Origin of the sequence: Mycoplasma sp. OR1901 (assembly GCF_013348745.1) — a bacterium.
Taxonomy (GTDB): Bacteria; Bacillota_I; Bacilli_A; order Mycoplasmatales; family Metamycoplasmataceae; genus Mycoplasmopsis.
Genome location: NZ_CP054666.1, coordinates 658,448 through 672,478 on the forward strand (window position 1 = coordinate 658,448; position 14,031 = coordinate 672,478).

The window sequence follows — 14,031 nt, forward strand, 5'->3', positions numbered from 1 at the left end:
AAGGAAAAAATGAAAAATAAAAAAATAAAAAAATCCATTTTTTATTTGGGTAGCATGATTTCATTCGGTTCATTAGTGACTATTATTTCGTGTGGAGCACAAAATAATAACACCGATAACTCAAGTAAATTAAACTCAATAAATTATGATTTTGGTCTTACAGCAGAACCAATTAACAATTTAAATTACATCAAGTACAAATCAATTGATAAAATACTTCCTTCATTAGTTGATTCTTATTTAAAAACAGGGCCTAGCACTACTCTTAAAAGTGTTATAACTACTAACAAATTTAGTTTTGTTATGGTTGATTCATCAAATACATTAGACCCAGAAGGAAATGTTTCTTCAAAATATTCAGATTTTATTAAAAATAATAAAAATTCATTACAAGAAGAAAACGGTTTCGGTAGAATTCAGGGATCATGATATAGTATCGATGAATTCCAAATAGTTGGTGGTTTAGGATCAGCAACTGTTGGTGATCCACAAAAAAACGCAACATTATACGGTTTTAGAAACCCTAAAAACTCAAATAATTTCATGGCAATAACTGGGCGTGTAAACGCAAAGAGAAATCGTTGAAGTAATAAAGATTTCGTTACAGCTAACGATATTAGAGATTATTTAGAATACATTTTAGACTTAAATACAGGTTCTCAAAAACTAGATGAAATTAAAAAATTCGGTATTAGAGGAACAGATAGATTTATTGAAGCACAAAAAAATTACATTCAAAAATTTAATAAATCATACTCAAACCCTTGAGGTAGAAGACAATATATTTTTGACGAAACAATAAATGATTATATTCAAGATCCAAATCAAAAAATTTGAGCATCACAAACATTTAATGATCAAAATGAACCTTTAGACGCAAAAGAAGTTGAAGAAATTAAACAAGCAGCTTTAGAATTCGGATTCTACACAGGTCAATTATTTTTAGATTACACAAATGAAGAAATTTCAGAAAACTTAAAATATAACCAAGATGACGAACAAGGAAATAATTTTTCATTAGATAAAGAAGTTCAAGAATTTAAATTCATGGATAAAAATACAAATAAACTTGTTACTAAAAAAATTATCAAAAACCCATTTGTTAATCCTGATCAAGTATTCTCAAGTATAAATGGTATGATTACTCCAAGAATTCAAAGTATTAGTACTGATGAAAATTCATTTTCAATGATTTTTGATGAAAATAAAACTCCTAGTTTAAATTTCTTATTATCTAACATCTTAAACGGTTTATTCCCTGTTAATAGAAAATATATTGAAACAATTGGAGAAGGAATTGATAAATACGGTTCAGATACAGATAATTTCCTTACTTCAGGTCCATTTTTAATGGATAGAAAAAATATTTTACTAGGGCCACAAGGATACATTAATTTATTAAAAAATAACGATTATTTCGATGCTGATAATACTATTTCAAATAAAATTAAAATTTATTTATCAACTGATAAAAATACAAATTCAACATTATTTGAAGATGGTTTTGTTTCACAAACATATATACCTGCAAACAAAATTAATCAGTATTGAACAAATCCTGAATATAAAGATTACTTAAATAAAAATCAAGGTTACGGAACAATTGGTTTTGGATTTAACTTAGATAGCGAAACAAATGGTGATAGCTACTTAAATGATCAAGATTTAAGAAATGCTATTTATTATGCTATTGATAGAGAAAAAATACTAAAAATGGTTGGTTGAGATTTCTCTTTCCCGGTAAGTACATGAACAGCATATGGTCAATATAAAACATTTGACGGTAAAAATATTGAAAATTACTTCAGTGATTTAAGCATGAAAACTAAACCAAATACAAATGGTGAAGGTTCAAAAGAATTCTTATTACAAAATTATGATTTTGTTGTCCACTTAGCTAAAGGTTTCACATTTGAAAAAACAAGAAGAAATGACATAGCACACAACGAAGAAGTTGCAAAAATTTACTTAGAAAGATTTAAGCAAAAACACCCTAATTTAGAAAATGTTTCTTTAAGATTTTTAAATAATTCAACTGATGAACAAAAGAAAGCTGGTACTTTCCTATCAACAGAATTAAATAGAGTCTTTAATGGATATGTAAAAATCGAAAATAAAAGCTTACCAGAAAATGCATTTGCTTCATGAATTGAAGAAGGTAAATATGATATTATCTACCAAAACTACGATAAATTAGGTGGGAACGGTGCACACGATTATGTATCAGTATTCTTCAAACCTGATGAAATAGACTCATCAATTCAAAAAAGAATAGCATTTAAAGATAACCCTGTTGGTTCATTCACATATTCAACATATATCACTCAATTAGTTTTAGACAAACTTAATATTGATAAAAAACAATTATTAAAAGAAACAATAGCAAAACTAAATAATTTTGCTACAACACAATCACAATATAAAAATGAATTTGCAAGTGTTAAAAAATCTCAAAAATTCATCGAGATCGCTTCATTAGCTAAAAAGCTTAGTGATGAATTTGAGGATAACAAATTAAGTAAACAACTACTAAAATATGGTTTTGAATACTTATTAATAAATAATGCAAATATCAAAAATAATAGATTAAATCACCTCGTAGAACAATTCATATTTGAAAAATACGGTGTTCAAGAAATTGAAAAATTAACTTTAGACACTAAAGATAGATTGAAAATTCAACAATCTATTAAAGGCGCAAATAATACAGATTCTATTGATTTCTGAGCTAAATTTATAGAACTATCATTCCTTAAAAAAGATGAAACATTCGCTCAATACACAGATCGTTTAAACGCTTTCTTCTCAGCAAACTTTACAACTGAAGAAGTAGCACAAAAATGAACACAAGAATACGTATACGTATTCATTGGTGAACTAGAAAAAATAGTTAGAGATGCAGCTCCAGTTGTTCCGCTTATGGAAGTTGATACAAACTGAGAAATAACAAGAATTGGTGGAGTTGATTCGCTATTTAGATTTAGTTTACAATATGCATACGACTTTACAAGACCACCTAGACCAGGTTTACCAAGAAAGAGAGGTCAATAATGAAATTAACCAAAGAAATAAGAGATAAAAAATCTTATTATGTTGATTCAAACAAAATATTTTTCACAAATAAAAGAGTTAAAGAAGCAAGTTTAAGAGAAAAAATATTCGCAACAAACTCACCATTCTTAAATTCAATTATGCGTTTTATTAAAATTATGCTTGAATTCTTTGTAATTGGGTTAATAGTTATAACAATTACATTTTTCCTAATTAATCTTGTTCCTGGTTCTAACTCAATCACAAGTGGTTTAAGTGATGAAACAGCAAGAAAAGTTAAGGAAGCACAATACGGATTGAATTTACCTTTAATCCAAAGATATGGATTATATCTAAAAGGATTATTCCAAGGTGAATTCGGTATCTCACTTTCACTTTTCCCCGAAAGAGAAATTAATACCTTTATTTGAGATCGTTTTTATAAATCATTTTTAGTAGGTATTTTCTCAGTTTTACTAACAGTAGTAATCGGAATTAGTTTAGGTATTTGAGTAGGTAAAAACCCTGGTGGTTTAGTTGATAACATTTCAACAATAGTAGTAAGTATCTTCTCATCAGTACCTTCAATCATTTTCGCATTAATACTAGTATTTTTAGGAAGATTAATGAACATTCCTTATATATTTGATGTAGACAATTTCGCCAGTTATATACTTCCTGGACTGGCGCTTTCCTTAGGAAGTATTATTGTTTATATTAAATACATTAGAACAGAATTAAACCGTGAATTAAATTCTGTTCACGCAAAATTCGCTTATTTAAAAGGTTTAAGCAAAACAAAATTCGTTTGAAAACATGCACTTAAACCTTCATTATTCCCAATCGCAACATTCTTCCCAGCAGTTATTTTCGGAAGTTTTATCGGTTCAATCTTTATTGAACAAATATTCTTTATACCAGGTTCGGGAGCAACATTGCTTCAAGCAATCCAGACTAAAGATTACAACGTTATACTATTCTTAATAGTTATGTTTACATTATTAACAATTCTTTCATACGCAACAAGAGATATGCTTTATGAAATAATTGACCCACGTGTAAGAAGAAAGGGGGCATAATTATGGCAAATAAATTTAAATCATTTATTAAAAAACATGCTGACAAAATTCGTTCAAGAAACGCCGATAGTGAATCTAGTAGTTTAGACGGAAATATTGCTCCTAACCCATTCTTACAACCATTTCAATATCAAGCATGAAAAATAGTTGGTAAAACATTTGATTATCATGCTGATAGAGATCTTAAAGAAGAAACAAAAATATTTAAAGAATTCGTTTTTAGATATTCTAAAAACTTTGCTGGTGTATTTGGATTTATATTATTAGTTACAATAATACTTTTAGCCTTAATTATGCCATTTACAACATTTGACCCAAACCTAACAGACGTAAACAACCGTAATTTAACATTCAATCAATATGATTCAAACAATATATATCACTTCTTTGGAACTGACGATATTGGTCGTGATTATTGAGCTAGATTATGACATGGTTTAAGATACTCACTTTCACTTGCATTAGTAGTTACTGCAATCGAAGTTATAATTGGTTTAACAATCGGAATTATGATGGGGCAATTTGAAAAATTTGATAAAGTTATGACTTTTATAATTAAAGTTTTATCAGTAGTCCCAACAATAATAATCTTAATTTTAATGACAATAGTTATTAGACCAAGTTTCTGAGTTATTGTATTCTCACTTTCATTTACATCATGAACAGGTATGGCAAACCAAATTAGAGCCCAAGTTAAAAGAGCAAAACACTTTGAATGAGTGTCTGCTTCAAAAGTATTAGGTACACCAATTTGAAAAATCTTAAAAAATTATGTACCAGTAATTTTACCAATTTTAATTACACAATTAGTATTCACAATACCAGGTGTTATTCTTTCAGAAACTTCATTAGCATTTATCGGTTTAGCAATTGATGATGTCCCAACTCTAGGTAATTTAATATCAGAAGGTCAAAAAGTATTCCCTACATATTTAAGATACGTTTTCGTCCCTTCTTCAATTCTAATTTTATTAACAACAAGTGTTCAATTAATCGGAGCTAGTGTTCAAGACGCACTAAGAAGACAAAGATAGGAAAATTATGAAAATAAAATCAAAAAGATATAAGAAACCTAAATTTAAATCTAAAAAAGTTAATAAAGAATTAGAATATATTTACATTAGAGAATACGATGAAGTCGAAGAATATGTAACAGAAACACATCAACATGAATTTGAAGTCCCTGTTTATGCTGATGTTGAAGTAAAAGAAGAAATTATTGAAGAACTTCAACCAGAGGTTGTTATCGAAGAAACTAAAGAAGTTGAAGTTGAAGAACCTCAACCAAAAGAAGTTATTGAAGAAACTAAAGAAGTTGAAGTTGAAGAAGCTCAACCAGAAGAAGTTATTGAAGAAACTAAAACTGAAGAAGTTCCGGTTGTAGAAGAAAAAACAACAAAACAAAAAACAAATAAAAAACACGCTTTTTGTGGTTGAATTAAAAATAAAATCTTTAGAAAAAGAGATTTTGATTGAGAAACATTTTATAAAAATGTTCAATACCAAGAATTCAGTGACGGAAGCAGATTAAAAATAGCTGCAGAAATTAAAGATATCAATTTATCATTTACAAACCCAGCTCGTCCAGGTGAAAAAAATATAGTGTTAAGAAACCCTTCTTTAAAAGTTTATGAAGGTAAAATTCACGCTATTATTGGTGAATCTGGTTCAGGTAAATCAGTTATTACTTCATTACTATATGGATTAACCGGAGATAATGCTATTATCGATTCTGGTGAAGTAAAACTTTATAACAATAATGTTGAAAAATTTAGTTTTAAAGACTGAGAAAAATCACACTATCGTGGAAGAGTTGTTTCTGCAGTGTTCCAAAACCCAATGTCAACACTAAACCCTACAATGAAAGTTGGAGAACAAATCATTGAAGGTATGTTAGAAAACAAAGTTGTTACAAACCGTAAAGAAGCTTACAAAAGAGCTGTAGAGTTCTTAAAATTAACTAAAATTAACGACCCTGAAGCGGTTATGAAATTATACCCACACGAAATGTCAGGTGGTATGATTCAACGTATTGTTATTGCAGCTATTGTTGCTTTAGAACCTAAAATTTTAGTTATGGATGAACCAACAACTGCTCTTGATCCTACAGTTCAAGCACTTGTTTTAGACATAATTAAAGAATTACAAGAAAAATTAAAACTATCAATAGTATTCATTACTCACGACCTTGGAGTTGTTGCTTCTATTGCTGACTATATTTCAATTATGTATGCTGGTCAAATTATCGAAGAAGGTACTTCAAGAGAAATTTTACATAATCCTAAACACCCATATACTTGAGGTTTAATCTTAAGTATGCCTGACTTAAACAAAGGAAAAAGACTTTCAACAATTCCGGGAAGTGTTCCTTCAAGTTTAAATAACATTGTTGGTGATGCTTTCGCAGTTAGAAACGAATATGCATTAGGTAGAGACTTTAGTGTTGAACCTGATTTTTACCAAATTAGTGAAACTCATAGAGTAAAATCAGCACTTCAAGATCCGCAAGCACCAGAATACCAAGCACCTGAATTAATCCAAAAACTATGAGAGGAATTTAAAAAATAATGACAGAAAAAGTTTATAAAATAAAAAGATTCCTTTTTGGCGAAAAAAGGGTTATCAGAAAACAAACAAAAGGTGTTGAGCAATTGCTACAACCAAATGCAAATCAAGAAATTTTAGCATCACTTAGAAACGTTGATATCAACTACGGTACAGGTGTTAAAGAATTCAAAGCTGTAGCAGATTTAAACTTAAACATCTATAAAGGTGAAGTTTTAGGTTTAGTAGGTGAATCAGGTTCAGGTAAAAGTACAATTGGTAAAGCGATAGTAGGTTTAGTTCCATATAAATTTGGTGAAATTAAACTTCTAAATAAAACATTACCTAAAAAACTTGGCAGAGGTTTTAAATTCGGTAAAAAATTAAAAGAATACAAAGAAATCGAAAACTTCTTAGTTAATAAAGTTCAAATGATTTTCCAAGATCCTGCTAACTCACTTAACCCACACGCAAACGTTGAAACAATAGTTTCAGAAGGTTTAACAAATACTAAAAACGCTAAAGAAATTTATCTTTACAACATAGATCAAGAAAATAAAAAAGAATTATATTCTGAATTATGTGATATTCACCACTCACAATTCTTTGGTGAATATGAAAATTGATTAAACGACCAAATTGCATTCAATGATAAAGTTGCGTATGATGCATTTTATGTTGAAACAAATAATAAAGTTAGAGAACTTAAAAATCAATACCTTAATAAGTTCATGGATAAATATCTAAAACAAAGAAATGAATTAAATAAACTTAGTGAAAATGATTGTAAAAGATTATTAGTTCGTGATATCTTAAGTTCTGTAGGTTTAGATGATTCTGTTTTAAGAAGATACCCATTAGAATTCTCTGGTGGTCAACAACAACGTATTGGTATCTCTAGAGCTGTTGTATTAAGACCACAATTACTTGTGGCTGATGAACCTATTTCAGCACTTGATGTTTCAATTCAAGCCCAAGTTGTTAATATCTTTAACGAACTTAAAGAAAAATATAATCTAACAATTTTATTCATCGCTCACGACTTACGTATGGTTGAATATATCTCAGATCGTATTGCAGTTATGAACAAAGGTAGATTACTTGAAGTTGGTACAACTGATGAAATAATGAATCATTCATTACACCCATACACAAAAAGTTTATTAGATGCTGTTCCTTCAATTAACAGTAAAAAAGGTAGTTTAATTGGATATAAATATGATATTAATATGCATAAATATACTGATGAAAATCAACCACAATGACTTAAAGTAAATGAAGATCATTTTATTCTAGCTACAGAAGAAGAATTAAACGATTGACAAAATAACAAATATTAATTTTATCCAAACCGAAAACGTTATCAAATTATGTTGATATCGTTTTTTATTATTTTTTCTAAAAATAACTATAAAAATACGGTTTAAATAGCTATTAACAACAATTTAAATCATATTTTGGGTTTTTTATTTTTTCCATTATTTTTTCATGGTAGAATTTTTATGTTTTAATCAATAAAAATATTAAAATAGGAGAATTTTAAACAATGTCTAAACTTAAAAATAAATTAATCGGGTCGTTTTTATTAGTTGGTTCTGCAGTAACCGCTATATCAATGTATCCAAACAGCAACAAAAACCAATTTCAAATTTTTGAAACTATGCCTGACCAAAAAGTGGAGCAATTTGTAACATTAGAAGCCGCTAAAGAATTCTACAAAAACATAATCAAATATCTTTCACAATTTATAACAGCTAACGAAGAAGAAACTGCTAAGCATAAATTAGAAGAAGAATTAAACAAAACTGAAAATGATACTCTATTTACAAGCAACCAAGAAGAATGAATTAAAAAAATTGATAGCAAATTAGATGCATTAATTCAATTAATTCATAAAAACTCACACGTTAAGATTGACGCGCTAAAAAATATTTCAATAGAAAAAGTAACTAAAGATCAAATTATCACATCTTATCCAGAGATATTTTCGAACGAAATTAAAACTTTAACAAGAAACGGAAATGAAGTAGATATAAAATTTGAACATAACTTAAATGAAGAAGTAACAAATGAAGAGTTCAAAAAATGAATTTCAAAAAATTCTAGCAAGAAATATACTTCGGATTTAAAAATTAACATAGATAGTTTTTTAGAATATACAGAAGCTAACAACGGTGTTCAACACTATATAAATCTTTACGAATCACTTTTAACATCATTTAATGAATATTCAGATATAATTACACCTCTTAAAGGTGATTACGAACAAGATAAAACTAAATATGATGAAATCAATAAATCAAACGGTATAAAAGCACTAGAACTCGAAAAATTATTCTATAAACTCGAAGAATCATATAGTGATTTCGAAGAGAAAGCTATATCAAAAATATTCGATAAACTTACTGCTATGTATGAAAATAATACTAGTGAATACGCAGTAATATTAAATGATTTTTTATCAGAATATAAAAAAGGTATTGTAACTAATGAAGATAAGCTAAATAATTTTGAAAATATTCAGTTATTTATAGCTGCTGCTACACCAATATACGAATTATTTGAAGAAATTAAAAAAGTTGAACACGTTAAACTTAAAGAAAGATTAAACGGCGAAGTTAATAAATTAATAAATTCAATTAACAAAAATGATAAAAGTGATTTATGAAGTTCTTTAATTAATGTAGATAAAGCTAACGCTCTATATGAAGACTATGAAAAACACAATACACTTTGAAATAAAGAAATAAAACCATTATTTGATAATACTACTTTAACAGAAACTCAAAGAAATCAACTTAAAACATATCTAGAATCAACACAAATCGATTTTGATAAAGCTTCAGAACTAGCTTCAAATTTCAGAAGAGTATTCAAAATGAGTGATGCTAAAGAAAAATTAGCAAATATTCAATTTGGTGATTATGATAGAGATATCCAAAGTTTAAAAGCAATTAGAACCAAATCAGCATTCCAACAATGAAAAGAAATGAATGAAGCTTCTAAAAATAAAATTAAAGAATTTTATGGAAATGATTTCTTAGTTTTTGATCCAATTGACAAAAATAAAGAAACAGAATCAAATACAGACACAAACACAAATACAGAAGAAAATCAAAATCCTAATACCGGAGAAACAACAAACGAAAAAACAGAACCAAAAACACCTGAAACACAACCTGAAACTCAAACAGAAGAAAAATCTAATTCATGAAAAATTTGAACAGTTGTTGCTGGTTTAACAGCTTCTTTAGGAGCGTTAGTTGTATTATTCTTTATTAAAAGAAAGAAAAACAAATAATAAAAACATTTAAAGTTGAAAATTAATATTTTCAGCTTTTTTAATTATAAAATTAGAAATAAAAAAATCGCATTAGTGCGATTTTATATTAATTATTTTGCTCTGATAAATATCTAGAAACTTCGGCTGCACAGTCATCAACAACTGCTTCAACTTGATCGAATGAATCGATAACACATCCGGAAGCACGTTCGTGACCACCACCATTTCATTTAACAGCAACGTTTCTAACAATAGGTCCATTAGAACGTAATTCTACTCTAATTTTATGATTTTCTTCTTCAGTGAATTGAACTCAAATAGGGAATCCTTTAATATTAGCAATAGCGTTTACTTTAACTGATGATTGAGGAGTTTTACCCATTTTTAATGTATCTTCTAATGAGTTTTGAATGTATGCTACACCATCTCTTGTTTTTAAAGTAGATAATAATCAAGAATTAAATTTTAAATCTTCGAGACTAGTTGTTGCTAAACTTTTATGAATATAATCAGCTTCTAAACCAGCTTCGTATAATTTTGAAGATAAATATAAAGTTCTTGCTTGTACATTACTAAATAAGAATCTACCTGAATCAGTGTTAATTCCTAGGTATAAATAGTTAGCTGCTTTAGGAGTAATTTTTCAACCATTAACAACAGCAATTTCTGTAACCATTTCGTCAGCTGCTGAATATGAACTATCAACTCATCTGATTGTATTATCACCTAAATCATCTCCGTTTGGGTGATGATCAATTCTAATAATTGTAGGGAATAAATTTTTATCTAAAACTTCTCTAGATTCAATTCTTTCTTTACCGTTTGCATCGACTACAACACCTAATGATTTTGATAATATTTCATCACTAGGAACTTCATCCATTGTAAAATCTAAGAAATCAAAAACATTTTTATGATCACCAATTGCATAAACTTTTTTGTCCGGAAAATTTGTTTGGATCAATTCTTTTAAACCGAATTGAGAACCTAAACAATCACCATCTGGTCTAATGTGATGAAAAATTACTATCGAATCATATTTATAAATCTCTTTAGTTACTAATTCTAAATTTCCAATTTTCATTATTTTGCCTCTCATTCAACTATTAAATCATTAAGTTTTGAAATTACTTCTGGTATTTGATCAAAAGTATCAAGTGTTAAACCTGCTGCATTATCATGTCCACCACCATTGTATTCTTTAGCGATCTTATTAACAAGCGGTCCGTTTGATCTAAGTCTTCCTCTAACTTTTCCATCTTCTAATTGAACAAATAATGCTCAACAAGAATTATCATCAATGTTAGCTAAATCATTCACATATTGTGCAGCTTTAAATGAATCTATATTAAATTCTTTTAAGAATTCATCTTTAATTACGTAATATAGAACTCTACCTTCTTTTTTAAACTCTGATAAAATACGACCAGAAATTTTAATATCTAAAAGACTTCTTTTTGATAATTCTCTTAAAATCCCTTTTGGATGGAATCCATTTTCCATTAAGAACGCAACTAATTCATGCGTTCTTTTTGAAGTATCAGGATATAAGAATCTACCTGAATCTGTATTAATTCCTAAGTAAATATGTGATGAAGCTTTTTGTGTAACTTCTCATTTTGCATCATAAGCAATTTGAGCTATCATTTCAGCCGCAGCAACATAATGCTCGTCAATTCATTGATATTCATAATCAATATCTGCACCATTAGGGTGATGGTCAATTCTTAATCTTGCAGTTGTTTTTTTGTCATAAAGTAATTCTGCACACTCAATTCTATCACCGCTTGAAGCATCAACAACGATTGATAAAGAGTCATCAAAATTAATTTGATCAATTGGTGTAAATTTATAATCCATAAATTCAAAAACACCGTAATTATTTCCTACTGTATAAACATTTTTTTCTGGGAAGTTAGTTTTAATTAACTCCGCTAACCCGTGCTGTGAACCTAAACAGTCACCATCAGGTCTTATATGGTGAAAAATCACTATATTTTGATATTTTTTAATTGCATCAATTGCAACTTGTGAATTTCCTATTTTCATTATTTCTCCTAAATATTATTATTAATTTCTTCTAAATATTTATCTATTAATTCTAAATCAAAAACGTTATTTAAACATTCGACTAAATAATCTCTAAATTGGTCTAATTTTTCATTTGACGGATCTTCTTTTAGAATATTAAATTTTTCTTTTATTTCTTCTATTTTATCACTTTTAAGTTCTTTATAACTAACGATTTTGTTATAAAGAGTTTCTAAAACTTCGAATTTATTATCTAAAAATTGGTAAGCGTATAAATTTGTAAAGTATTCATCGCTAATTTCAATCATATGAATTCAATTATTTCTTAGTTTTTGATATTCTTTCGATTCTAAAATTAACTTAAACTCCAGGTTATCATAATATTTATATAAAACATTCATATAAATCTTTTCTGAGCGAGAGTAATATTCGTTAATAATTTGATCGAAATAGTCTATAAATTGGATAGATTTATCATAATACGGATCATTTTGAGCTAGTTGTTTAAATTGTTTTTGAACTTCATCTATTTTCTCTAAATCAACTAATTCATATCTTTTATATTTATCTTTTTTTCCATTCAATTCTTTAATTGGTTCAATTAAAGAATTGAATTTATCCTTATCGTTTAGGTTAGAATAAATCATTTTTTCGATATAGTTTAATTTTTGACCATAGTAACTAAGTTTTAATTCATATAACTGTCTATTAGATTCGTCAAAAAAGTAAGAATCAATACCACCAAATCCATCAATTAAGGCATAAAGTAGTGTCATTTTATCTGAGCGAATTGATTCTTCAACTTCTTCAGATTTAATTTTATCAATCTCAACAATAACATCATGAATTAACTTAATTTTAGCTTCTTGATTAGGTATATAATGATTTCACCCGTTGGTATTAATATCATAACCTTTAATATCTTCATTAATTGTTTTTCACATTAAATCAATATTTTTCTTAATTACAGGTAATAAATATCTATAACGTGGATCGTTTTTAGACTCTAATTCTTTATAAGTTTTTTCCAAAGATTTAATATTGTCAGTGAATTTAGCTTCACTAGGAACACCACAAGAAACAACCGCAATTGGAAGTGCAACAAGTGATGCAGAAAGGCTAATTTTAATTAACGTTTTTTTTAATTTATTTTTAATAAATAACATATTTATATTTTACTATAATTGTCGCCATTTATGTGTAATTATAAATAAAAATAAAACACTTATATTTTTTAGATATTGTTAAAATACAATAAAAAATATAAGTGTTTTAATTGTTTTGGTGCCCAAGACAGGATTTGAACCTGCACGGATTGCTCCACTAGATCCTTAGTCTAGCGTGTCTGCCAATTTCACCACTCGGGCTTACTTATAATATTCTACAATATTTTCAAAAAAATACAAATAAACTATTTGTTTAAATCTATATTTTTCATATATTTTAAATACAAAATAATATTAAAAGTAAAATGAAAAAACCTCTCAATAATTTAAGAGGTTAACTATTAAAAATTTATAAATAATCTTTAATTTTGCTTAAATACCTTTAAATATTTTTTAAAGGTATTTAAAATTTACAATAATCTTGTGTAATTTTGTAAAAGCTTTAGTAACGTTCAAAGAGTTGTGCGCATTCAATAATCTATCAATTATTTTTAAATAATAAGAATGTGTAAAACAAACGCATAATAATTTAATAACACAATCATTTTTTTATATAATATAGTTATATAAAAAATATTATAATAAGGAGAATTAAAAATGAAGTGTAAAAAATGCGGAATAGATTTTGATTATCATGTATTTGATAGTAACGAACCCGGTGGTAAAACAAGAGAATCTATATATTGTCCAGAATGTGGTGAATATAATGGAGAATCAAGAATGACCAACGGATATATAACAACATATGTTATAAAAAAATAGTATATTCTATATACTACATAAATATATCTTAAGTAAAAAAACAGAAATTAATCTGTTTTTTAATCGTCTCTTTATTATCATTTATTATTTTAATATGCATTTTTTGTTCTATTATTTAAATAAATATTTTATATAA

At 27.3% G+C, this 14,031-nt stretch carries 10 protein-coding genes and 1 tRNA gene; 7 read left to right on the top strand and 4 right to left on the bottom strand.

The window, feature by feature from the left end:
- Positions 1–9: 9 nt before the first annotated feature.
- The 6 genes from HTZ87_RS02140 to HTZ87_RS02165 all read left to right on the top strand — a co-directional run bounded on the left by HTZ87_RS02140 (position 10) and on the right by HTZ87_RS02165 (position 9,954).
- The gene (locus HTZ87_RS02140) at positions 10–3,051 is read left to right on the top strand and encodes an ABC transporter substrate-binding protein (protein WP_174892924.1); all 3,042 of its coding nucleotides are present in this window, start codon (positions 10–12) and stop codon (positions 3,049–3,051) included.
- Positions 3,051–4,109, top strand: a complete 1,059-nt coding sequence (locus HTZ87_RS02145) for an ABC transporter permease (protein WP_174892925.1) — start codon at positions 3,051–3,053, stop codon at positions 4,107–4,109. Before HTZ87_RS02140 ends, HTZ87_RS02145 begins: the two co-directional genes overlap by 1 nt.
- Positions 4,110–4,111: 2 nt before the next feature.
- A complete protein-coding gene (locus HTZ87_RS02150) occupies positions 4,112–5,143 on the top strand; it encodes an ABC transporter permease (protein ID WP_174892926.1) in 1,032 nt (343 codons plus the stop codon).
- 7 nt (positions 5,144–5,150) lie between these two features.
- Complete coding sequence (locus HTZ87_RS02155) at positions 5,151–6,677, top strand: ABC transporter ATP-binding protein (RefSeq protein ID WP_305848727.1); 1,527 nt, start codon at positions 5,151–5,153, stop codon at positions 6,675–6,677.
- Positions 6,677–7,993 (top strand): ABC transporter ATP-binding protein, encoded by a 1,317-nt coding sequence (locus tag HTZ87_RS02160; RefSeq protein WP_174892927.1) that lies wholly within the window; start codon positions 6,677–6,679, stop codon positions 7,991–7,993. The genes HTZ87_RS02155 and HTZ87_RS02160 overlap by 1 nt, the downstream gene beginning before the upstream one ends.
- A 206-nt stretch (positions 7,994–8,199) precedes the next feature.
- On the top strand, positions 8,200–9,954 hold the full coding sequence (locus HTZ87_RS02165; protein ID WP_174892928.1) for a hypothetical protein: 1,755 nt from the start codon (positions 8,200–8,202) through the stop codon (positions 9,952–9,954).
- Positions 9,955–10,042: 88 nt separating this feature from the next.
- On the opposite strand, the gene HTZ87_RS02170 is transcribed toward HTZ87_RS02165, so the two are convergent.
- The 4 genes from HTZ87_RS02170 to HTZ87_RS02185 all read right to left on the bottom strand — a co-directional run bounded on the left by HTZ87_RS02170 (position 10,043) and on the right by HTZ87_RS02185 (position 13,334).
- A complete protein-coding gene (locus tag HTZ87_RS02170; protein WP_174892929.1) occupies positions 10,043–11,020 on the bottom strand; it encodes a bifunctional oligoribonuclease/PAP phosphatase NrnA in 978 nt (325 codons plus the stop codon).
- A complete protein-coding gene (locus tag HTZ87_RS02175) occupies positions 11,020–11,985 on the bottom strand; it encodes a bifunctional oligoribonuclease/PAP phosphatase NrnA (RefSeq protein WP_174892930.1) in 966 nt (321 codons plus the stop codon). Before HTZ87_RS02175 ends, HTZ87_RS02170 begins: the two co-directional genes overlap by 1 nt.
- Positions 11,986–11,993: 8 nt before the next feature.
- On the bottom strand, positions 11,994–13,133 hold the full coding sequence (locus HTZ87_RS02180) for a hypothetical protein (protein ID WP_174892931.1): 1,140 nt from the start codon (positions 13,131–13,133) through the stop codon (positions 11,994–11,996).
- Between the two features lie 116 nt (positions 13,134–13,249).
- A tRNA-Leu gene (locus tag HTZ87_RS02185) sits at positions 13,250–13,334 on the bottom strand.
- 396 nt (positions 13,335–13,730) lie between these two features.
- Between HTZ87_RS02185 and HTZ87_RS02190 the strand changes: the two genes are divergently transcribed.
- Positions 13,731–13,895 carry a hypothetical protein gene (locus HTZ87_RS02190; protein WP_174892932.1) on the top strand — a complete coding sequence of 55 codons (165 nt, stop codon included), beginning with the start codon at positions 13,731–13,733 and terminating at the stop codon, positions 13,893–13,895.
- Positions 13,896–14,031: the final 136 nt, after the last annotated feature.